Consider the following 20,396-nt stretch of genomic DNA (forward strand, 5'->3'; position numbering starts at 1 on the left):
CCGATGACCGAGGACACGACGGACGCCCCGCGCGAGCCGGGCAGCCAGTGGTACGACAACGAGGCCGGGCCCCTCGTCCGCCCCTACGCCATGACGGGCGGACGCACCCGGCCCGGCCCCACAGGGGTCCGGTTCGATCTGATCGCCCTGGTCACACTTGACGCCACCGCACCCGGAGCCGACGACGACACCGCGCTCGGACCGGAACACCGGGCCCTCATCGAACTCTGCCGACCAGAGACGCAGTCGGTCGCGGAACTCGCCGCCGGCGCCGATCTGCCCGTGGGGGTCGTCAGGGTGCTCCTTGGCGACCTCCTGGAGCGGGGCCGCGTCACCGTCAGCCGTCCGGTACCGCCCGCGCAGCTTCCCGACGAACGGATTCTGCGTGAGGTGATCGAAGGATTGCGGGCGCTGTAGACGTCCTTTCAGAACCAGCCAAAAGCGGTCCAAGCCCACGAAGGCGAGCCGCAGTTGTCATGATGCTGACTTCGCACCGTGACGTCGACCGATGCCGGTACTCCCGAGAGAAGTGATCGATGGTCTCCGAGCACCCCGACGCCTCAGACGGCGAGACCGCCGCGCTGGCGTTGAAGATACTTGTCGCCGGCGGATTCGGCGTCGGCAAGACCACGTTGGTGGGCGCGGTCAGCGAGATCAGGCCGCTGCGCACCGAGGAACTGCTCAGCGAAGCCGGGCAGTCGGTGGACGACACCGACGGCGTGGACCAGAAGGTCACCACCACGGTCGCCATGGACTTCGGGCGCATCACCATCCGCTCCGGTCTGTCCCTGTACCTCTTCGGCACCCCCGGCCAGGACCGGTTCTGGTTCCTGTGGGACGAGCTGTCGCAGGGAGCGCTGGGCGCCGTGGTCCTCGCCGACACCCGGCGTCTGGAGGACTGCTTCCCGGCGGTGGACTACTTCGAACACCGCCACATCCCGTTCGTCGTGGCCGTCAACTGCTTCGCGGGAGCACGGACGTACGGCGCCCAGGACGTCTCGCGCGCCCTCGACCTCGACCAGGGGACCCCGGTCGTGCTGTGCGACGCCCGGGACCGCGACTCGGGCAAGGAGGTGCTGATCCGGCTCGTCGAGTACGCCGGGCGGATGCACACCGCCCGGCTGCTGGACTCCGTCGGCTGACCGGCGTTTCGGCCCGCGGTCAGTTGGCGACGCCCTTCTCCGCCAGCACCTTGTCGATCGTGACGCGGACGAGGAGTTCCCCCGGCACACCGTTGCGCGCCCCGAACTCCTCCGCGCGCTCCTCGCCCATGTAACGCGCCCCGATGCGCCCGGCCCAGCGCCGCAACTCATCGAGATCCTCCGAGATCACGGCCCGGCCCCGCAGCACCACGAAGTCGTACGGCGGCCGGTCTTCGTCCACGCACAACGCCACCCGGCCGTCCCGGGCCAGATTGCGTCCCTTCACACTCGACCTGCCGGTGTTGAACACCAGGTCGTCCCCGTCCAGCACGAACCAGATGGGCGTCACATGGGGACTGCCGTCGGCCCGCACGGTCGACAGCTTCGCGGTGCGGGTGCCCTGCGAGACGAACGCCCGCCATTCCTCATCGGTCATCTTCTGCGCCATGCCCCCATCCTCCTTGCCCGTGGGCCGGATCGTCGGGGAGGGTGGCGAAGAGCTCCTCCGGCGCAGGGGGAGACATCTACACGGGGAGACCGGATCATGGCGCAGAACCAGGGACTCGGCTGGCTCCTGGACGACCTGACAGAGCGCGTCGATCATGTGCGACATGCGTTGGTGCTGTCCAACGACGGACTGGTGACGGGCGCGAGCACGGGACTGCGACGCGAGGACGCGGAGCACCTCGCCGCCGTCTCGTCCGGACTGCACAGCCTGGCCAAGGGCTCCGGGCGGCACTTCGGGGCAGGGAGAGTCCGCCAGACGATGGTCGAGTTCGACGACGCGGTGCTGTTCGTCACCGCGGCGGGGACCGGCAGCTGTCTGTGCGTGCTCAGCGCGGCGGAAGCCGACATCGGCCAGATCGCCTACGAGATGACCCTGCTCGTCAACCGGGTCGGTGAGCACCTCGACGTGGACGCCCGGCAGCCCGAACGGAAATCGGTCACAGAGCCCTGACCTGCTGGTTCGTCATCCTCCGTGGAGTTATCCACAGGCCCGCCGCAAGATCCGGCGGAGCGGCTACGGTTCTGTCACGGCGAACGCACAGAGCGTGAGCACTGACTTCCACGGGGGAGACCGACCATGCCCGACACCATCACCACACCGCACCGCCTCTCCTTCACGCCGAGCCGCGCGGCCCGGGAACTGGGCCTGAAGCGAGGCGAGTTGGACCTCGCCGTCCAACTCGGCCTCATCCGGACCGTGCCGGACGAAGGAGGCGGAGGCAGGCGCGTCCCACGGGCCGAGATCGAGCGTGTGCGTGCGGGGGAGGGATATCCCGAGTCGTTGCAGCATCGCGTGCGGGTGGTGGGCACGACAGAGGGTGCGGACGTCATGGGCGTGCCGTCCGGCAGGTTCACGCGTCTCGCACGCCTGGGGCTGGTGGTGCCGGTGCAGTGGTACCTCAACCGCTACCGGGCCGTGGTCTGGCTGTATCTCGCCGAAGAGCTGAAGCAGTTCGCCGTCGACGACAAGAACACCCCTCTTCTGCACGCCCGCCGTATGCCCGAGGGCCCGCGCGGTCTGCTGGGCGCGGGAGTGGACCTGCGTCCGCGCAACTGGCGTGGACGCCATCGGGGATTCCTGCTGCGACTGGCCGAGGACCCATGGGAGAGCGCCGGCGCCGTGGCCGCGTTCCTCGATCCCGTCCAGGTCGCGGAGATCGTCCCCGACCCCTATGAGCGGGCCCATCTGAACCGCTTCCGGCCAGGGCCACCGGCCTCCGGTGCGCCGGGCTCGCCCGCGTCGCTGATCGCCGAGCGGATCATGACGGCGGACGACCCGGACGAGATCAGCCTGCTGCGGGCTGACCTGGCGTCCGTCTTAGCGGAGGCACGCGAGAGGCGACCCGCGCCGCGGCCCACGGTGAAACGGGCCCCGGTGTCCACGCATCCGGCGCACGTGGGATTGCCGCGGCCCCAGCAGCCGGGACGGCCCGAGGTGCCACAACCGCCACGCGGTCTGCTGAGCCGGTTCCGTCGCGGAGGCCGCCGGGCTACAACGACCTGAACAGCCCCTCCTGGACGACGGACACCAGAAGTCGTCCCTCCAGGTCGTAGATACGCCCACGGGCGAGGCCACGTCCGCCGGTAGCGATCGGTGACTCCTGGTCGTACAGGAACCACTCGTCCGCGCGGAAGGGCCGGTGGAACCACATGGCGTGGTCCAGCGACGCGATGTCGAAGCTGCGCGGCCCCCACAGCGGTTCGACGGGGATGCGGACCGCGTCCAGGAGGGTCATGTCGCTGGCGTAGGTCAGCGCGCAGGTGTGCACGACCGGGTCGTCGCCCAGCGGCCCGACCGCGCGCATCCACACCGCGCTGCGCGGTTCGGCGTCCTTGACCTCCTCCTCGGTCCAGCGCAGCCGGTCGACATAGCGGATGTCGAAGGGCTGACGCCGGGCCATCCGCTCCAACTGCTCCGGCAGCGTGCCCAGATGCTCCCGGATCTCGTCGGTGACCGTCGGCAGCGACTCCGGGTCCGGGACCTTGCGGGCCGGAGGCAGCTGATGCTCGAAGCTCCCCTGTTCAGGCTTGTGAAAGGAGGCGGTGAGATTGAAGATCGTGCGGCCCTGCTGCACCGCGGTGACCCGACGGGTCGTGAACGACCTGCCGTCCCGCACCCGTTCGACCTGGTACACGATCGACACCCCCGGCCGTCCCGGGCGCAGGAAGTACGCGTGCAGCGAGTGCACAGGGCGGTCGCCGTCGGTGGTGCGCGCGGCGGCGACCAGCGCCTGGCCCGCCACCTGCCCGCCGAAGACCCGCTGCAGGGACTCCTGCGGGCTGCGGCCACGGAAGATGTTGACCTCGATCTGCTCCAGGTCGAGCAGGTCGACGAGCCTCTCGGCCGGGTTCGTCGTCATGGGTGAGATTCTCCTGTGCTCACAGCGCTCACAGCTGGCCCACGTCGGTGACGCGGACCACGGCGCGGCCCTCCGCGTCGGAGGCGGTGAGGTCGACCTCCGCGCTGATGCCCCAGTCATGGTCCCCGCTCGGGTCGTCGAAGATCTGCCGGACCCGCCACAGCCGGTTCGCGGGCTCCTCCTCGATCACCAGCAGCTTCGGGCCACGGGCGTCGGGGCCGGTGCCGAGGTCCTCGTACTCGTCCCAGTACTTGTCCATCGCCTCGCCCCAGGCATCGGCGTCCCAGCCGGCCTCGGCGTCCATCTCGCCGAGCTCCTCGACCTGGTCGAGAGCGGCGAGTTCGACACGGCGGAACATGGCGTTGCGGACGAGGACGCGGAAGGCACGCGCGTTCGTGGTGACGGGCTTGACCTCGTCGGCCTTCTCCTGGGCCTCCTCGGCGGTCATCTCCTCCGGGTTGGCGAGCTGCTCCCACTCGTCGAGCAGACTGGAGTCGACCTGGCGCACCATCTCGCCGAGCCACTCGATCAGGTCCTGGAGGTCCTCGGACTTGAGGTCGTCCGGGATGTTGTGGTCGAGGGTCTTGTAGGCGCTGGCGAGATAGCGCAGCACGATGCCCTCGGTACGGGCCAGTTCGTAGAACGACACCAACTCCGTGAAGGACAGCGCCCGTTCGTACATGTCCCGGATGACGGACTTCGGCGACAGCGGATGGTCACCGACCCAGGGGTGGCTCTTGCGGTACGTGTTGTACGCGTGGAAGAGCAGCTCCTCCAGGGGCTTCGGGTAGGTGACGTCCTGGAGGCGCTCCATGCGCTCCTCGTACTCGACGCCGTCCGCCTTCATGGCGGCGACGGCCTCGCCCTTCGCCTTGTTGAGCTGGGCGACGAGGATCTGCCGCGGGTCGTCCAGGGTGGACTCGACGACGGACACCATGTCCAGGGCGTAGGACGGCGACTCCGGGTCCAGCAGTTCGAACGCGGCCAGCGCGAAGGTCGACAGCGGCTGGTTGAGCGCGAAGTCCTGCTGGAGGTCGACGGTGAGACGGACGATGCGGCCCGTGGCGTCCGGCTCGTCCAGCTTCTCGACGATGCCGCCGTCCAGCAGCGAACGGTAGATGGCGATCGCGCGCCGGATGTGCCGCAGCTGCTGCTTGCGCGGCTCGTGGTTGTCCTCCAGCAGGTGACGCATCGCCTCGAACGCGTTGCCGGGACGGGCGATCACCGACAGCAGCATGGTGTGTGTCACCCGGAAACGGGAGGTCAACGGCTCCGGTTCGGAGGCGATGAGCTTCTCGAAGGTGTTCTCCGTCCAGGCGACGAAGCCCTCGGGTGCCTTCTTGCGGACGACCTTGCGACGCTTCTTCGGATCGTCGCCGGCCTTGGCGAGCGCCTTCTCGTTCTCGATGACGTGCTCGGGCGCCTGGGCGACGACGAAACCCGCCGTGTCGAAGCCCGCCCGGCCCGCGCGGCCGGCGATCTGGTGGAACTCGCGGGCGCGCAGCGTACGGACGCGGCTGCCGTCGTACTTGGTCAGCGCGGTGAACAGCACCGTGCGGATGGGGACGTTGACGCCCACACCCAGCGTGTCCGTGCCGCAAATGACCTTCAGCAGACCGGCCTGCGCGAGCTTCTCCACCAGGCGCCGGTACTTCGGCAGCATGCCGGCGTGATGGACACCGATGCCGTGCCGCACGTAACGGGAGAGGTTGCGGCCGAACTTGGTGGTGAAGCGGAAGTTGCCGATCAGCTCGGCGATCTGGTCCTTCTCCTCGCGCGAGCACATGTTGATGCTCATCAGCGCCTGCGCCCGCTCCACGGCCTGCGCCTGCGTGAAGTGCACGATATAGACCGGCGCCTGCTTGGTCTCCAGCAGCTCGGTCAGTGTCTCCGTGAGCGGGGTGAGTTTGTACTCGTAGGACAGCGGCACGGGGCGGGTGGCCGAGCGGACCACCGCCGTCGGGCGCCCGGTGCGCCGAGTGAGGTCCTCCTCGAACATCGAGACATCGCCGAGCGTGGCCGACATCAGGATGAACTGCGCCTGCGGCAGCTCCAGGATCGGGATCTGCCAGGCCCAGCCCCGGTCCCCCTCCGCGTAGAAGTGGAACTCGTCCATGACGACCTGGCCGACGTCGGCGTCCTTGCCGTCGCGCAGCGCGATCGACGCCAGCACCTCGGCGGTACAGCAGATGACGGGGGCGTCGGCGTTGACGGACGCGTCACCGGTCAGCATGCCGACGTTCTCGGTGCCGAAGATCTTGCACAGCTCGAAGAACTTCTCCGAGACCAGCGCCTTGATCGGAGCGGTGTAGAAAGTGACCTCGTCCCGGGCCAGCGCGGCGAAGTGGGCACCCGCGGCGATCATGCTCTTGCCGGAGCCGGTCGGCGTCGACACGATCACGTTCGCGCCGGAAACCGCCTCGATCAGCGCCTCCTCCTGGTGGGGGTAGAGAGTCAGACCGCGCTCCTCGGCCCACGACTCGAAGGCTTCGTAGAGGGCGTCGGGGTCGGCGGTCGGCGGCAGCTGATCGATGAGGGTCACCCACCCATCTTGCCTGCCCTCCTCCCTCACAGGGGAATCGGCTGCGAGCACGAAGATCGCGAACGCTACGCTGTGTCGCCGACTACACGTCAGCGAACCCGGTCAACTGGACAGCGGCACACGAGGAATGGGGCGGGCAACGGCGATGATGGGACCAGCACACTCACTGTCGGGCGCTGCGGCCTGGCTCGGCGTCGGAGCGGCGGCCGCCGCTGCCGGGCACGCAATGCCCTGGCCGGTCCTCCTCGCCGGAGCGCTGATCTGCGCCGGGGCCGCTCTCGCCCCGGACCTCGATCACAAGGCGGCCACCATCTCGCGCGCCTTCGGACCGTTGTCGCGCTGGCTGTGCGAGATCGTCGACAAGCTGTCGTACGCCGTCTACAAGGCGACGAAGAAGCAGGGCGACCCGCGTCGTTCCGGTGGGCACCGCACGCTCACGCACACCTGGGTGTGGGCGGTCATGATCGGCGGGGGCGCCTCCGTCCTGGCGATCACCGGTGGCCGCTGGGCGGTGCTGGCGATCCTCTTCGCCCACCTGGTGCTGGCCATCGAGGGCCTGCTGTGGCGGGCGACGCGAGGCGCCAGTGCGGATGTCCTGGTGTGGCTGCTCGCCGCGACCAGCTCGTGGATCCTGGCCGGAGTCCTGGACAAGCCGGGCAACGGTTCGGACTGGCTGTTCACGGCGCCGGGCCAGGAGTATCTGTGGCTGGGGCTGCCGATCGTGCTGGGTGCGTTGGTGCACGACATCGGGGACGCGCTCACGGTGTCCGGCTGCCCGATCCTGTGGCCGATCCCGGTGGGCCGCAAGCGCTGGTATCCGCTGGGGCCGCCCAAGGCCATGCGGTTCCGGGCGGGCAGCTGGGTCGAGCTCAAGGTGCTGATGCCGGTGTTCATGGTGCTGGGCGGAGTGGGCTGCGCCGCGGCGCTCAACGTGATCTGAGCGGGTGGGGGCCGCCATACCGACGCGGGAGGGATACCTGCCCCCATGATCCTCAGGACCATGATCCTCACGGCCGTGATCGACAGACCCGTCCTCACGCCCGTGAGCCGCACGTCCCCGCGCCGCACTCCCGTGAGCCGCACGCCGGTCATCTGCGCGTCGCGCCGCGCGGGCGGGCGGGGCCAACGGGCCCTGGTCCGGTCCGCGGATCAGCCGCCCTGTCCCGCCCCGCCGCCGTAGCGCCGTTCGAAGGCCGCGACGCGGCCCTCGGAGTCCACCGTGCGGGCCTTGCCTGTGTAGAAGGGGTGGCTCTCCGAGGAGATCTCGACGTCCACGACCGGGTAGGTCTCGCCGTCGTCCCACTCGATGGTCTGGTCGCTGGCCGCGGTGGACCGGGTCAGGAAGGCGTAGCCGGCGGCGCGGTCGCGGAAGACGACCGCGTGGTAGTCGGGGTGCTTGTCCTGCTGCATGCGAGCTCCTCGGGTGCGGTGGCCTCGATGGCGGCCCTCGGCAGAGGCCGACGGCAGGGCGCCGGAGGCGCGGGGGCTGCGGCACGGGGGCTGCGGGGATCAGCCGTGCCGGTACCGCGACGGTCAGCCGTAAAGGGCGTCCTCGTCGACGATGTGCATGGCGGCCTCCTCAGCGGACGCCGCAGCACCGTCGATGCCCACGTCCGTCGCGACGAGGGCGCTCTCCTCGTCCTCGTGGGCGCCTTCGTCGGGGGCCACGAGACGGCCGGAGCGCAGGGCGCCGACCTCGTTGTCGAGGAGTTCCCCGTCGGTGCCGTCGGCGTCGCCCAGGCCGTCGCCGTCCGGGGCGACGAGGTCGGGCTGCTCCTCGGCGAGGCGCTGGTCGAGGGTCTCGCCCTGATGGCGCTCGGCGGCCGTGACACCGGTGTGCTCCACCGCTAGCGGTCTGTCCGGAGGGGACCAGCCCCGGTCCAACGGGTCGTCGACGCCGTCGTTCTCCAGGGTGTCCTCCCCGTCGAGCAGCCCGGTGTCCTCACGTTGATCGGATGCGTCGGGCTGGTAGACGTCGTCACCCCATCCGTCGGCGCTGTTCACGGGTACCTCCAGGTGGTGGGGACGGACCCGAACTCACCGCGGTCGGCGGCGGGCCGCCACGGCGCGGGGCACAGGCCGCACCCGGCGCGAACCGCGTGGCTCCCGGGTGCTCCCCGAACCGGTGCCGCTATCCAGCCTTCCACCCCTTTTCGCCCCTGCGCAACGGCACGGGTGCTCTCCGGTACGACAGCAGGGGGCGGTGGCGAGGCATCGGGTTCTCCGCGCCGGGAGCCGGGGGCACGCCCCCTCGGGACGACCGTGCCTCCGGCGGAAACGGACCCGTCCCCGCATCCGGGGCGTCCCGCCCGCTGCCTCAGCCGGTTACCGGAACTGACAGAGACCTCACCCCACGGCCCCGAATGCGCCCCCGGTCCGGGAGAGCCCCGGACCTCCCCGACGGCACTTAACGTGCGGTCGGCCGAGCCCCCCGGCGCCCCCGGCCGACCGCCCCGCCGGCTCCGCTCACCCGTGCCACGACCGCCACAGCGCCGCGTACGCCCCGTCCGCCCTGACCAGCTCGTCGTGGCTGCCCAGTTCGCTGATCCGGCCGTTCTCGACGACGGCGATGACGTCGGCGTCGTGGGCGGTGTGGAGGCGGTGGGCGATGGCGACGACGGTGCGGCCGTCAAGGACACGGGCCAGGGAGCGTTCCAGGTGGCGGGCCGCGCGGGGGTCGAGGAGCGAGGTCGCCTCGTCCAGGACCAGCGTGTGCGGGTCGGCCAGGACCAGGCGGGCCAGCGCGATCTGCTGGGCCTGGGCCGGGGTGAGGGCGAACCCACCCGAGCCGACCTCGGTGTCCAGGCTGTCGTCGAGCGCGCGGGCCCAGTCGTCCGCGTCGACCGCGCCCAGCGCCGCCCACAGCTCCGCGTCGGTCGCGTCGGTGCGGGCCAGCAGGAGGTTGTCGCGCAGGGAGCCCACGAAGACGTGGTGCTCCTGGTTGACCAGGGCCACGTGGGAGCGGACCCGTTCGGCGGTCATCCGGGACAGTTCGGCACCGCCGAGCGTGATCCGGCCGTCCCTGGGCGCGTAGATGCCGGCCAGCAGCCTGCCCAGGGTCGATTTGCCGGCACCCGAGGGGCCGACCAGCGCCAGGCGGGTGCCGGGGGCGACCTCCAGGGAGACCGTGCGCAGCACGTCCACGCCCTCCAGGTAGCCGAAGCGCACCTGCTCGGCGTGCACGTCGCGGCCGTCGGGCGCCAGCCGGGCGTCCCCGGCGTCCGGCTCGATGTCCCGGACGCCGACCAGCCGGGCCAGCGACACCTGGGCCACCTGGAGCTCGTCGTACCAGCGCAGGATCAGCCCCACCGGGTCGACCAGCATCTGCGCGATGAGCGCACCGGTCGTCAGCTGACCGACCCCGATCCAGCCCTGGAGGACGAACACACCGCCGACCATCAGGACCGAGGCGAGGATCATCACGTGGGTGACGTTGATGAACGGGAAGAGCACCGACCGCAGCCAGAGCGTGTAGCGCTCCCAGGCCGTCCACTCCTTGATCCGCCGCTCCGACAGTTCGACGCGGCGCACACCGAGGCGGTGGGCCTCGACGGTGTGCCCGGCGTCCACGGTCTCGGCGAGCGCGGCGGCCACGGCGGCGTACCCGGCGGCCTCCGAGCGGTAGGCGGACGGCGCCCGCTTGAAGTACCAGCGGCAGCCGATCACCAGCGGCGGCACGGCGAGCAGCACGGCGGCGGCCAGCGGCGGCGCGGTGACGACGAGCCCGCCCAGCAGCAGGATCACCCAGACCACACCGATCGCCAGCTGGGGCACCGCCTCGCGCATCGCGTTGCCCAGCCGGTCGATGTCCGTCGTGATCCGGGACAGCAGGTCACCGGTCCCGGCCCGCTCCAGGACGCCCGGCGGCAGGCCGACCGAGCGGACGAGGAAGTCCTCGCGCAGATCGGCCAGCATCCGCTCGCCGAGCATCGCGCCGCGCAGCCGGACCTGGCGCACGAACACGGCCTGGACGACGAGAGCGGCCACGAACAGTCCGACGGTGAGTTCCAGGTGGATGTCCTGGTCGCCGGCGCCGTCCGACACCCGTTCCACCAGGCCGCCCAGCAGCCAGGGCCCCGCCATCGAGGCCACCACGGCGACCGTGTTGACGGTGACGAGGAGGAGGAAGGCGCGGCGGTGTCGACTAAACAGCTCGACCACATAGCCGCGTACGGTCGTGGGGGCGCCGACCGGCAGGGTGTTCGCCGTCGTCGGGGCCGCCGGGTCGTACGCCGGTGGTGCGACGCCGATCATGCTGACTCCTCGATCTCTTGCAGTTCCTTGAAGCCGTGGTCGAGGGCCGCCTCGTCGTCGGTCTCCCGGGTCACCACGGCCCGGTACCGCGGCTCGGCGTGGACCAGGTCGCGGTGCACCCCGACCGCCGCGACCTCGCCCTCATGGACGAGCACGACCCGGTCGGCCCGGTCCAGGAGCAGGGGCGACGAGGTGAACACGACCGTCGTGCGCCCCGCCCGCAGGTCCCGCACTCCCTCGGCGATCCGGGCCTCGGTGTGCGAGTCGACGGCAGAGGTCGGCTCGTCCAGGACGAGCACCTCCGGGTCCGTGATCAGCGAGCGCGCGAGCGCGAGGCGCTGGCGCTGGCCGCCGGACAGGGACCGGCCGCGTTCGGTGATGCGGGCGTCCATGGGGTCGTCGGCGTCGAGCGACCCCTGGGCCAGCGCGGCCAGGACGTCCGCGCACTGGGCGGCCGCCAGCGCCTCCTCGGCACCGACGTCGCCGGACCTGGGCACGTCCAGCAGTTCACGCAGGGTGCCGGAGAGGAGCACCGGGTCCTTGTCCTGCACGAGGACGGCCGTACGGGCGTCGTCGAGCGGCAGCTCGTCGAGCGGGACGCCGCCGAGGAGGACCGAGGTGGTGCCGTCGTCCGAGGGGTGTCCGCCCAGCCGTTCGGCCAGCCGTCCCGCCGCGTCCGGGTCGCCGCAGACCACGGCGGTGAGCCGGCCGGCGGGAGCGAGCAGACCCGTGGCCGGGTCGTACAGGTCTCCGGCGGGCAGCTCGGACCCGTCGCGCGTCCCGGTGGTGTCGGTGGCGCGCTCCAGCGACAGCACGCGCGCGGCTCGGCGCGCCGAGGGCCGGGAGAAGGAGTACGCCATCGCGATCTCCTCGAAGTGCCGGAGCGGATAGGTGAGGATCATGATCGAGCTGTAGACGGTGACCAGTTCGCCGACGGTGACGCGGCCCTGGCGGGCCAGATGGACGCCGTACCAGACGACCGCGATCAGCAGCAGGCCCGGCAGCAGGACCTGGATCGCCGAGATCAGGGACCACATCCGGGCGCTGCGTACGGCGGCGTGGCGTACCTCCTGGGAGGCGCGGCGGTAGCGGTCGAGGAAGAGTTCCTCGCCGCCGATGCCGCGCAGTACGCGCAGTCCGGCGACGGTGTCGGAGGCCAGTTCGGTGGCGCGGCCCGCCTTCTCGCGCTGGAGGTCGGCCCGTCGGGTCGCCGGGGGCAGCAGGGGCAGCACGGCGACCGCCAGTACGGGCAGTCCGACGGCGACGATCACACCGAGCGCGGGCTGGTAGACGACCAGGCCGACACAGACGACCACCAGGGTGAGCGCCGCCGCGGTGAACCGTGACCAGGCCTCGACGAACCAGCCGATCTTCTCGACGTCACCCGTGGAGACGGCCACGACCTCACCGGCCGCCACCCGCCGGGTCAGCGCCGAGCCCAACTGGGAGGCCTTGCGGGCCAGTACCTGCTGGACGCGGGCGGCGGCCGTGATCCAGTTGGTGACGGCGGTGCGGTGGAGGAAGGTCTCGCCGAGCGCGTTCCCGGCGCAGCACAGGAGCAGGAGCCCGCCCGCGAGGGCGAGTTGCCCACCGGAACGGTCGACGACGGCCTGCACGGCGACGCCGACGCAGAACGGCAGCGCGGAGACGGACAGGAAGTGCAGCAGCCCCCAGGCCAGGGCCTTGAGCTGTCCGCCCGCCTGGTTCCTGAAGAGCCACCACAGGAATCGGGGACCCGAGCGTGCGTCCGGCACACCTGGATCGGGATACGGAAGGTCTTGAATCTGCATGACGTCCCAGTGGCTCGTGTCAGTGGGGGGATCAGGGAGGGGAACGGGGTGTGAGTCGGGTACCGGTGAGCGGAACGGGGCAGCGCACGGCGGCAGCAAACCGTGACAGGTTCGCGTCGCAGCGTGGCCGGACGCAAACGGTTTTCCAAGCCGCCGTACAGATCCGGCTGCCGCGCCACACGGGGTGCCACCATGGACCGATGCGGAACGACGGAGGGCGCGAAGGGCGCGAAGTGCACGGCGGACACGGAGGGCGCGGAGTAGGGCGCACGACGGGCGCGAGGTCGGCCCCCGGCTTCCTCCTGGGCCGCCTGGCGGCCCTGACGACGTGGACGACGCTGGTCGCTCTGGCGACCCTGACCGCCTGCGGCGGCACGGAACACGGCACTGGTGCGGACGTCGGCAAGGGTGCGCGCACACGCCCGGCCACCACTCAGGATCCGACGCGGATCCCGGGCGTCGGCGACCGATGGCAGTCCCGCATCCCCGCCGACTCCCGCCAGGTCGTGGCGGTCTACGGCGACGGCAGGGACTCCGCGACCGCCACGGTCGTGCTCTACGCCAGAGAGGGCTCCACCTGGGAGCGCGTCCGCAGCTGGCCCGCCCACAACGGCAAGAAGGGCTGGACGACCGACCACCACGAGGGCGACAACCGCAGCCCCGTGGGCGTGTTCACGCTGAGCGACGCGGGCGGCGTCCTCAGGGACCCCGGGGCGAGGCTGCCGTACACGCGCTCCGCCGCCTTCGCGGCACCGCGCTGGTGGGCGAAGTCGCACTGGCACGACTTCGACTACGTCATCGCCATCGACTACAACCGCGTCAAAGGCACCCCGCCCAACGATCCCACCCGGCCCGAGGGTCAGAGCAAGGGCGGTGGCATCTGGCTGCACATGGACCACGGCAGTGGCACCTCGGCCTGCGTCAGCCTGTCCGAATCGGCGATGGCGTACCTGTTGCGCACGCTCGATCCGGATCGGCATCCCGTGGTGGTGATGGGAGACAGGGCGGACCTGAAACGCTCACGCTGACGCGGGAGGCGTCATTGCGGCAGCGGCCCGAGTCCCCGTAGAACACCGGCCATGAAGAGACGAATCGTCATGTCCATGCTTGCGGGAGCGACCCTCCTCGCAAGCTCGCTGTTGGGCGCGGCCCCCGCCCGATCGGCCGATGTGCCCGCCGAGTTCGGCACCGACTGGCACGACCCGGTCACGGCCGCACCGCCCGTGACCAAGCCGTCCGGCAAGTCCTGCCAAGTCACCGTCGCCGAGGCCCGGTTCCGGGACTTCACCCCGTACAAGGGCACCTACACACCGCCCGACGGCTGCGGCGAGCGGTGGAGCAAGGTCGTGCTGCGGATGGACGGCAAGGTCAAGGGACGCCAGTTCGACCGGCTCGGGTATCTGCACGTCGGCGGGGTGGAGATCTTCCGTACGTCGACGCCGGAGCCGTCGCCCGACGGGATCGAGTGGTCCGTCGAGAAGGACGTCACGCGATACAGCGACACCTTCCGCCGCGGCCAGGACGTCGAGATGCTCATCGGGAACGTCGTCGACGACACCTACACCGGCGTCATCGACGTCAAGGTCACGCTGACGTTCTACGCCGCCCGCCCCGCGGCGAACGCCACGCACCCCGCCGCGAACGCCACCCGGCCCCCTACGGCCGCCGCTCGCTCCGCCACCCCCGACCGCGTCCTCACCCTCCAGAACGGCACTGTCACCACCCCGCGCAACAGCGAACGCATCGTCGCCGAGGTGTACGCCACCGGATCCGGCGGCGGCTGCGAGGAGTTCTGGTACCTGTCGGCGCCCGACCCGGCGCCCTACTCCTGCAAGGCCGGCGACGGTCCCTACCGCGAGGTGCAGATCGAGGTCGACGGCCAACTGGCCGGAATCGCCGCGCCGTTCCCGCACGTCTGGACCGGCGGCTGGTCCAACCCCTTCCTCTGGTACGTCACTCCGGGGCCGCGCGCCTTCGACGTCAAGCCGATCGAATACGACCTGACACCGTTCGCCGGCCTCCTCAACGACGGCCGCCCGCACCGCGTCGAGGTCTCCGTCGTCGGCGTCCCGGCGGGGCAGAGCGGCTGGAGCGCACCGGTGAACGTCCTCGTCTGGCAGGACGCGAAGAGCGCGCACGTCACCGGGCGGCTCACCGAGCACAAGGCCGGCGACCTCGCCAACTCCTCGACGTACACGCCCGGTTCGGAGCATCGGGTGGACACGCAGGGTGGCCATCGGCTGACCGTCGGCGGATACGTCGACACCTCGCACGGCCGGGTGACGACCACCGTCAGGCGATCGCTCGCCAACACCTCCACGCACCGCTGGACCGACGGCGAGAACCTGGACGCGCTCGATGCCACATGGAAGGACGACCAGTCGGTCACCGTCGACGGACGCGGACCCGCCCGCACGACCCGTACCCGGCTGACGTACACGATGGACGGCGCGATCACGATCGGCGCGGGCGACCGGCTGCGTACCGTGCTGACCCTGGGTGACCGGGCCGCGGTCGGGACGACCCGGGCCGGAGGGCGGATCGCGTGGTCGTGGCTCGACGACACCGTCGAGGGCGACGCGTCATGGACGTTGAACGTGCCGCGCGACCAGCGGCACGCGGTCGGTACGACCAGCGAGCGCTATCGGCTGTACGGCTCGGCGGGCTGCTACGACCGCTCGCTCACCAGCGTCCAGGGTCTGCTGACCGAGGATCGCCGGGGCTGCTGAAGCGAGTGATGTGCGACGCGTCACTCAGAAAGCGATTTACACGGATGCAACACGGGGGTCTTGTGCCGGACCAACATCACCAGCAGAGTGATCGCCACGGAATTCGCTTTCCGTATGGCAGAAGTCACCGTCCCTGGCTTCTGTGTGCCGCCGTCCCCTAGGAGTTCCCGTGCCGCCGTCCGAACCGTCCCTTCCGCGACGCGTCGCACGCACGCTGCGTACCTCTCTCTTCGCGCAGGTCGCCTGCGCGCTCGTGCTCGGAATCGTCGTCGGGAAGCTGTGGCCCGGCTTCGCCGCGGATCTTCAGCCGCTCGGCGACGGATTCATCCGGCTGATCAAGACGATCATCTCCCCGCTCGTGTTCTGCGTGGTCGTCGTCGGTATCGCCAAGGCCGGTGACCTGAAGGCGTTCGGCCGGATCGGGCTCAAGGCCCTGATCTGGTTCGAGGTCGCGAGCACGCTCGCGCTGGTCATCGGCCTTCTCGCCGCCAACGTCGTCCAGCCCGGATCCGGGATGAACGTCGACCCGTCCACGCTCGACGCCTCGGCGGTCGACGCGAAGACCGGCGGTGGGCATCTGCCGTCGACGACCCAGTTCGTGCTCGAGGCGATTCCCACCTCGTTCATCGGCGCCTTCGCCGAGAACTCGCTGCTTCAGGTGCTCGTCCTGGCCTGTCTGGTGGGTGCGGCGCTGTTGCACCTCGGCCACACCAAGGTGCCGAAGGTGCTGCCGGCCATCGAGCAGGCCCAGGAGATCATCTTCGCGATCGTCGGCTTCGTCATGCGGCTGGCCCCGATCGCCGTGTTCGGTGCGATGGCCGTCCTGATCGGCAACTACGGCCTCGGTGTCATCGAGACCTACGGCAAGCTGATCGTCCTGTGCTACGCCGCCGCCGCGCTCTTCATCGCGCTGCTGGCCGTCGCGCTGAAGGTGGTCACCGGGCTCAGCCTCTGGAAGTTCCTGCGCTACATCCGTGAGGAGATGCTGCTCGCGCTCGGCACCGCCTCCACCGAGTCCGTCCTGCCGCGCGTGATGCAGAAGCTGCGCAAGGCCGGCGCCCGCGACGACGCCGTGGGTCTGGTCCTGCCGACGGGCTACTCCTTCAACCTCGACGGGGCGTCGCTCTATCTGTCCATCGGCACGCTTTTCATCGCCCAGGCCGTGGGCGTGGACCTCAGTCTCAGCCAGCAGATCACGGTCGTACTGGTGCTGATGCTGACCAGCAAGGGCATGGCCGGCATCCCCGGTTCGGCGTTCCTCGCCCTGTCCGCGACCGCCTCCTCGCTGGGCGCGATCCCGGCGGGCGCGGTCGCCCTGCTGCTCGGCGTGGACCGCATCATGGACTCGATGCGCGTCGTCACCAACCTGCTCGGCAACTGCGTCGCCGTCTTCGCCGTCTCGCGCTGGGAGGGCGCGCTGGACCGGGAGCGGGCGAAGAAGGTCCTGGACGGCGAGATCGTGGTCCACCTGGACGACGAGGAGCCGGAGAAGGCCGTCCCGGCGCCGCCCGCGGAACCGGTCGCCGCCGTACCGGTCCGGACGGACAAGGAGACTGCCTCCGAGGCCGGTTGACGTTCACCCGGTTTTCCACGGCAGGGCTCAGCAAGGGCCGCGGCCACCCCTCCGGCCCTACGGAGCGGTGGCCGCGGCCCTTCGCGTTCAGCACCCTCGCGCGGCGGTCCCGTCGATCAGCGTGTCCAGCAAGTCGCCCAGCGCCGAGCGCTGTTCGTCCGTCAGTGGCGCCAGGATCTCCTCCGCCGCCGAACGGCGCGCACCGTGCAGCTCCCGCAGAGCACCGCGGCCGTCGTCGGTGAGCTCGATCCGGATGACCCGCCGGTTCGTCGGATCCGGCACCCGCCGTACCTTCCCGCTCGCCTCCAGCCCGTCGACCAGCGTCGTCACCGCGCGCGGGACCACCTCCAGGCGCTCGGCGAGGTCGGCCATCCGGGGCGGCGAGTCATAGTGCGCGAGGGTGCGCAGCAGCCGTGACTGGGCCGGGGTGACCCCCAGGTCGCGCTCCAGCAGGTGACGTTTCTGGATCCGGTGCACCCGGAGGGTGAAGCGCAGCAGCTGCTCGGCGAGCGGGCCGTCGGGATCGGGGCTGGTCATGCGGGAACAATATCAGGACGACGTTCATTGTGAGCATAGGTAACAATGAGCTAAGCTCCGTCAGTCCCGCATCGCATACCCTCCGAAGGAGCCCATGCACCCCGACAACGAACCCTCCTGGACGCCACCTGCCGCCGAGCCGCAGCCCCGGCAGGTGCGCCGCATCCTGAGACTCTTCCGTCCCTACCGCGGACGCCTGGCCGTCGTCGGCCTCCTCGTCGGCGCCTCGTCGCTCGTCGGCGTCGCCACCCCCTTCCTCCTCAAGGCCATCCTCGACGTCGCCATCCCCGAGGGCCGCACCGGCCTGCTCAGCCTGCTCGCGCTCGGCATGATCCTCAGCGCCATGCTGACCGGCGTCTTCGGGGTCCTGCAGACCCTGATCTCCACGACGGTCGGCCAGCGCGTCATGCACGACCTGCGCACCGCCGTCTACGGCCGCCTCCAGCGCATGTCGCTCGCGTTCTTCACCCGCACCCGCACCGGCGAGGTCCAGTCCCGCATCGCCAACGACATCGGCGGCATGCAGGCCACCGTCACCTCCACCGCGACCTCCCTGGTCTCCAATCTCACCAGCGTGGTCGCCACGATCGTCGCGATGATCGCCCTCGACTGGCGGCTGACGGCGGTCTCACTCCTCCTGCTGCCGGTCTTCGTGTGGATCAGCCGCCGTGTCGGCAAGGAACGCAAGAAGATCACCACCCAGCGGCAGAAGCAGATGGCCGCGATGGCCGCCACCGTCACCGAGTCGCTCTCGGTCAGCGGCATCCTGCTCGGCCGCACGATGGGCCGCTCCGACTCGCTGACCACGGCTTTCTCGGACGAGTCCGAGCGGCTGGTCGACCTCGAGGTGCGGTCGAACATGGCCGGCCGCTGGCGCATGGCCGTCATCGGCATCGTCATGGCAGCGATGCCCGCCGTCATCTACTGGGCCGCGGGCACGGCCCTCCAGCTGGGCGGCCCGCAGGTCTCGATCGGCACGATCGTCGCCTTCGTCTCGCTCCAGCAGGGCCTGTTCCGCCCGGCCGTCAGCCTGCTGTCGACCGGCGTCCAGATCCAGGCCTCGCTCGCGTTGTTCCAGCGCATCTTCGAGTACCTCGACCTGCCCATCGACATCACCGAGCGGAAGGACCCCGTCCACCTCGACGCCGTCAAGGGCGAGGTCCGCTTCGAGGGCGTCGAGTTCCGCTACGACGGCGACGGCGGCGACGACAAGAGCCGCCCGATCCTCGACGGCATCGACCTCACCGTCCCGGCGGGCGGCAGCCTCGCGGTCGTCGGTCCGACCGGCGCCGGGAAGTCCACGCTCGGCCACCTGGTGCCGCGGCTGTACGACGTGACCGGCGGCCGGGTCACCCTGGACGGGGTCGACGTGCGCGACCTCGACTTCGACACCCTCGCCCGCGCGGTCGGCGTCGTCTCGCAGGAGACGTACCTCTTCCATGCCTCGGTCGCCGACAATCTCCGCTTCGCCAAGCCGGACGCCACCGACGAGGAGCTGTACGAGGCGGCCCGGGCGGCCCAGATCCACGACCACATCGCGGCCCTGCCCGACGGCTACGACACGGTCGTCGGCGAGCGCGGCCACCGCTTCTCCGGCGGTGAGAAGCAGCGCCTGGCCATCGCCCGCACCATCCTGCGCGACCCTCCGGTGCTGATCCTCGACGAAGCGACCAGCGCGCTGGACACCCGTACCGAACACGCCGTCCAGGAAGCCATCGACGCCCTCTCCGCCAACCGCACCACGGTCACCATCGCGCACCGCCTGTCAACCGTTCGGGGCGCCGACCAGATCGTGGTGCTCGACGCCGGGAGCGTGGCGGAGCGGGGTACGCACGAGGAGTTGTTGGAGCGGGACGGGCGGTATGCGGCGCTGGTCCGCCGTGACGCCCAACTGGAGCCGACGGGGTGACGTTATGCCGGGTTTGTGAGCATGTGCACGTTACCGTGCACGCATGCACATGAACACTCCGTCACGGAGCACGATTCGACTGACGCGCCGGGGTCGTATCGCCCTGATCGCCGCCGGCGCCGTCGTGGCCGGCACCGCCGTGGCGGTGCCGCTGCTGAGTCTGGGCGAGGACGAGGAGGCGAAGCCGACCTCGCTGGTGATCCCGGAGGGCTGGCGGGCGAGCCAGGTCTACGCGGCCATCGACAAGGCCCTCGCCCTGCCGCCCGGGTCCACCAAGAAGTCCCTCGGCAAGCTCGACCTCAAACTGCCGAACGACGCCGACGGCAACCCCGAGGGCTACCTCTTCCCGGCGACGTATCCGCTGGAGCGCGCGGGGAAGAAGGCGACGCCGGACTCCCTGCTGTCGGCCATGGTCGACGCCGCCAACCAGAAGTTCAGCGGCGCCCCGATCGCCGCCGGGGCGCAGCGCAACGCGATGAACGTCTATCAGGCGGTCACCATCGCCAGCATCGTCCAGGCCGAGGCCGACACGAAGGCCGACATGGGCAAGGTGGCCCGGGTCATCTACAACCGGCTGGAACGCGGGATGCCGTTGCAGATGGACTCCACCGTCAACTACGCCCTCAACCGCCGCACGCTCAGGGCGAGCGACGCCGACACGCGCATCGAGAGTCCCTACAACTCGTACCAGCGCATGGGCCTGCCGCCCACGCCGATCGCCAACCCGGGCGAGGACGCCATGCGCGCCGCGATCAACCCGGCGGCGGGTGACTGGCTCTACTTCGTCACCGTCAAGCCCGGCGACACCCGCTTCACCGCCGACTACTCGGAACACCAGCACAATGTCGCCGACTTCGACAAGGCCCAACGGGAGGCCTCCCCGAAGCCGACGAAGTGAGCGCCCGGGCGGCATCCTTGCGGGGCGGGAGCTGCATCCCTGCGGGGCGGGGCGACATCCTTGCGGGGCCGGGCAGTCGGCCGTTGCCGGGCGCGGCCGTGTGGCGGGCAGCGGTGCGCATGGTGGTGGGCGGTCGGCATTCGGACGGCGGCACG

General features: G+C 70.6%; 18 protein-coding genes. 10 read left to right on the forward strand and 8 right to left on the reverse strand.

Annotation, left to right across the window (positions count from 1 at the left end; all coding sequences use genetic code 11):
- Positions 1-3: 3 nt before the first annotated feature.
- Together ACFZBP_RS19290 and ACFZBP_RS19295 are read left to right on the forward strand one after the other, a co-directional pair.
- Positions 4-417: a DUF742 domain-containing protein gene (locus tag ACFZBP_RS19290; protein ID WP_391414521.1), complete on the forward strand. Its 414-nt coding sequence runs from the start codon at positions 4-6 to the stop codon at positions 415-417.
- A 119-nt stretch (positions 418-536) separates the two neighbouring features.
- On the forward strand, positions 537-1,142 hold the full coding sequence (locus tag ACFZBP_RS19295; RefSeq protein ID WP_234763347.1) for an ATP/GTP-binding protein: 606 nt from the start codon (positions 537-539) through the stop codon (positions 1,140-1,142).
- A gap of 19 nt (positions 1,143-1,161) precedes the next feature.
- On the opposite strand, the gene ACFZBP_RS19300 is transcribed toward ACFZBP_RS19295, so the two are convergent.
- Entirely contained in the window at positions 1,162-1,590 is a 429-nt protein-coding gene (locus ACFZBP_RS19300) for a PPOX class F420-dependent oxidoreductase (RefSeq protein WP_383448627.1), read from the reverse strand.
- A 96-nt stretch (positions 1,591-1,686) separates the two neighbouring features.
- Here ACFZBP_RS19300 and ACFZBP_RS19305 point away from each other — a divergent pair, with 96 nt between their 5' ends.
- Entirely contained in the window at positions 1,687-2,100 is a 414-nt protein-coding gene (locus ACFZBP_RS19305; protein WP_391414524.1) for a roadblock/LC7 domain-containing protein, read from the forward strand.
- A 126-nt stretch (positions 2,101-2,226) separates the two neighbouring features.
- A complete protein-coding gene (locus ACFZBP_RS19310; protein ID WP_391414526.1) occupies positions 2,227-3,153 on the forward strand; it encodes a DUF6397 family protein in 927 nt (308 codons plus the stop codon).
- Here ACFZBP_RS19310 and ACFZBP_RS19315 read toward each other — a convergent pair.
- A complete protein-coding gene (locus ACFZBP_RS19315) occupies positions 3,140-4,009 on the reverse strand; it encodes an acyl-CoA thioesterase domain-containing protein (RefSeq protein ID WP_391414528.1) in 870 nt (289 codons plus the stop codon). The genes ACFZBP_RS19310 and ACFZBP_RS19315 overlap by 14 nt on opposite strands.
- A gap of 28 nt (positions 4,010-4,037) precedes the next feature.
- Complete coding sequence (locus tag ACFZBP_RS19320; RefSeq protein ID WP_383448633.1) at positions 4,038-6,551, reverse strand: DUF3516 domain-containing protein; 2,514 nt, start codon at positions 6,549-6,551, stop codon at positions 4,038-4,040.
- A 145-nt stretch (positions 6,552-6,696) separates the two neighbouring features.
- Between ACFZBP_RS19320 and ACFZBP_RS19325 the strand changes: the two genes are divergently transcribed.
- Positions 6,697-7,491, forward strand: a complete 795-nt coding sequence (locus tag ACFZBP_RS19325; RefSeq protein ID WP_383448635.1) for a metal-dependent hydrolase — start codon at positions 6,697-6,699, stop codon at positions 7,489-7,491.
- Between the two features lie 209 nt (positions 7,492-7,700).
- Here the strand turns inward: ACFZBP_RS19325 and ACFZBP_RS19330 are convergent, their stop codons facing one another.
- The 4 genes from ACFZBP_RS19330 to ACFZBP_RS19345 all read right to left on the reverse strand — a co-directional run bounded on the left by ACFZBP_RS19330 (position 7,701) and on the right by ACFZBP_RS19345 (position 12,595).
- Positions 7,701-7,961 (reverse strand): type B 50S ribosomal protein L31, encoded by a 261-nt coding sequence (locus tag ACFZBP_RS19330; RefSeq protein ID WP_383448637.1) that lies wholly within the window; start codon positions 7,959-7,961, stop codon positions 7,701-7,703.
- 123 nt (positions 7,962-8,084) lie between these two features.
- Complete coding sequence (locus ACFZBP_RS19335; RefSeq protein ID WP_383448639.1) at positions 8,085-8,555, reverse strand: DUF5709 domain-containing protein; 471 nt, start codon at positions 8,553-8,555, stop codon at positions 8,085-8,087.
- Between the two features lie 462 nt (positions 8,556-9,017).
- A complete protein-coding gene (locus ACFZBP_RS19340; protein WP_391414532.1) occupies positions 9,018-10,805 on the reverse strand; it encodes an ABC transporter transmembrane domain-containing protein in 1,788 nt (595 codons plus the stop codon).
- A complete protein-coding gene (locus tag ACFZBP_RS19345) occupies positions 10,802-12,595 on the reverse strand; it encodes an ABC transporter transmembrane domain-containing protein (protein ID WP_383448643.1) in 1,794 nt (597 codons plus the stop codon). Before ACFZBP_RS19345 ends, ACFZBP_RS19340 begins: the two co-directional genes overlap by 4 nt.
- A 200-nt stretch (positions 12,596-12,795) precedes the next feature.
- Here ACFZBP_RS19345 and ACFZBP_RS19350 point away from each other — a divergent pair, with 200 nt between their 5' ends.
- The 3 genes from ACFZBP_RS19350 (at position 12,796) to ACFZBP_RS19360 (ending at position 16,897) form a co-directional block, all read left to right on the forward strand.
- Complete coding sequence (locus tag ACFZBP_RS19350) at positions 12,796-13,623, forward strand: hypothetical protein (RefSeq protein WP_383448645.1); 828 nt, start codon at positions 12,796-12,798, stop codon at positions 13,621-13,623.
- A 51-nt stretch (positions 13,624-13,674) separates the two neighbouring features.
- Positions 13,675-15,324 carry a peptide-N4-asparagine amidase gene (locus ACFZBP_RS19355; protein WP_391414535.1) on the forward strand — a complete coding sequence of 550 codons (1,650 nt, stop codon included), beginning with the start codon at positions 13,675-13,677 and terminating at the stop codon, positions 15,322-15,324.
- 169 nt (positions 15,325-15,493) lie between these two features.
- Entirely contained in the window at positions 15,494-16,897 is a 1,404-nt protein-coding gene (locus ACFZBP_RS19360; RefSeq protein WP_391414537.1) for a cation:dicarboxylate symporter family transporter, read from the forward strand.
- 87 nt (positions 16,898-16,984) lie between these two features.
- Here the strand turns inward: ACFZBP_RS19360 and ACFZBP_RS19365 are convergent, their stop codons facing one another.
- Positions 16,985-17,434, reverse strand: coding sequence for a MarR family transcriptional regulator (locus ACFZBP_RS19365; RefSeq protein WP_391414539.1), 450 nt, complete (start codon positions 17,432-17,434; stop codon positions 16,985-16,987).
- A 94-nt stretch (positions 17,435-17,528) separates the two neighbouring features.
- On the opposite strand from ACFZBP_RS19365, the gene ACFZBP_RS19370 reads away from it, so the two are divergent.
- Both ACFZBP_RS19370 and mltG read left to right on the forward strand, forming a co-directional pair.
- A complete protein-coding gene (locus ACFZBP_RS19370) occupies positions 17,529-19,343 on the forward strand; it encodes an ABC transporter ATP-binding protein (protein ID WP_383448653.1) in 1,815 nt (604 codons plus the stop codon).
- A gap of 43 nt (positions 19,344-19,386) precedes the next feature.
- Complete coding sequence (gene mltG / locus ACFZBP_RS19375; protein ID WP_391414542.1) at positions 19,387-20,241, forward strand: endolytic transglycosylase MltG; 855 nt, start codon at positions 19,387-19,389, stop codon at positions 20,239-20,241.
- The last annotated feature ends 155 nt before the right edge of the window (positions 20,242-20,396 follow it).

Origin of the sequence: Streptomyces sp. NPDC008086 (assembly GCF_042957325.1) — a bacterium.
GTDB lineage: Bacteria > Actinomycetota > Actinomycetes > Streptomycetales > Streptomycetaceae > Streptomyces.

Excerpts from the sequence above, each read along its gene's own strand:
- ACFZBP_RS19290 (WP_391414521.1), top strand. The coding sequence starts at position 4 with ATGACCGAGGACACGACGGACGCCCCGCGCGAGCCGGGCAGCCAGTGG.
- ACFZBP_RS19295 (WP_234763347.1), top strand. The coding sequence starts at position 537 with ATGGTCTCCGAGCACCCCGACGCCTCAGACGGCGAGACCGCCGCGCTG.
- ACFZBP_RS19300 (WP_383448627.1), bottom strand. The coding sequence starts at position 1,590 with ATGGCGCAGAAGATGACCGATGAGGAATGGCGGGCGTTCGTCTCGCAG.
- ACFZBP_RS19305 (WP_391414524.1), top strand. The coding sequence starts at position 1,687 with ATGGCGCAGAACCAGGGACTCGGCTGGCTCCTGGACGACCTGACAGAG.
- ACFZBP_RS19310 (WP_391414526.1), top strand. The coding sequence starts at position 2,227 with ATGCCCGACACCATCACCACACCGCACCGCCTCTCCTTCACGCCGAGC.
- ACFZBP_RS19315 (WP_391414528.1), bottom strand. The coding sequence starts at position 4,009 with ATGACGACGAACCCGGCCGAGAGGCTCGTCGACCTGCTCGACCTGGAG.
- ACFZBP_RS19325 (WP_383448635.1), top strand. The coding sequence starts at position 6,697 with ATGATGGGACCAGCACACTCACTGTCGGGCGCTGCGGCCTGGCTCGGC.
- ACFZBP_RS19330 (WP_383448637.1), bottom strand. The coding sequence starts at position 7,961 with ATGCAGCAGGACAAGCACCCCGACTACCACGCGGTCGTCTTCCGCGAC.
- ACFZBP_RS19340 (WP_391414532.1), bottom strand. The coding sequence starts at position 10,805 with ATGATCGGCGTCGCACCACCGGCGTACGACCCGGCGGCCCCGACGACG.
- ACFZBP_RS19345 (WP_383448643.1), bottom strand. The coding sequence starts at position 12,595 with ATGCAGATTCAAGACCTTCCGTATCCCGATCCAGGTGTGCCGGACGCA.
- ACFZBP_RS19350 (WP_383448645.1), top strand. The coding sequence starts at position 12,796 with ATGCGGAACGACGGAGGGCGCGAAGGGCGCGAAGTGCACGGCGGACAC.
- ACFZBP_RS19355 (WP_391414535.1), top strand. The coding sequence starts at position 13,675 with ATGAAGAGACGAATCGTCATGTCCATGCTTGCGGGAGCGACCCTCCTC.
- ACFZBP_RS19365 (WP_391414539.1), bottom strand. The coding sequence starts at position 17,434 with ATGACCAGCCCCGATCCCGACGGCCCGCTCGCCGAGCAGCTGCTGCGC.
- ACFZBP_RS19370 (WP_383448653.1), top strand. The coding sequence starts at position 17,529 with ATGCACCCCGACAACGAACCCTCCTGGACGCCACCTGCCGCCGAGCCG.
- mltG (WP_391414542.1), top strand. The coding sequence starts at position 19,387 with ATGCACATGAACACTCCGTCACGGAGCACGATTCGACTGACGCGCCGG.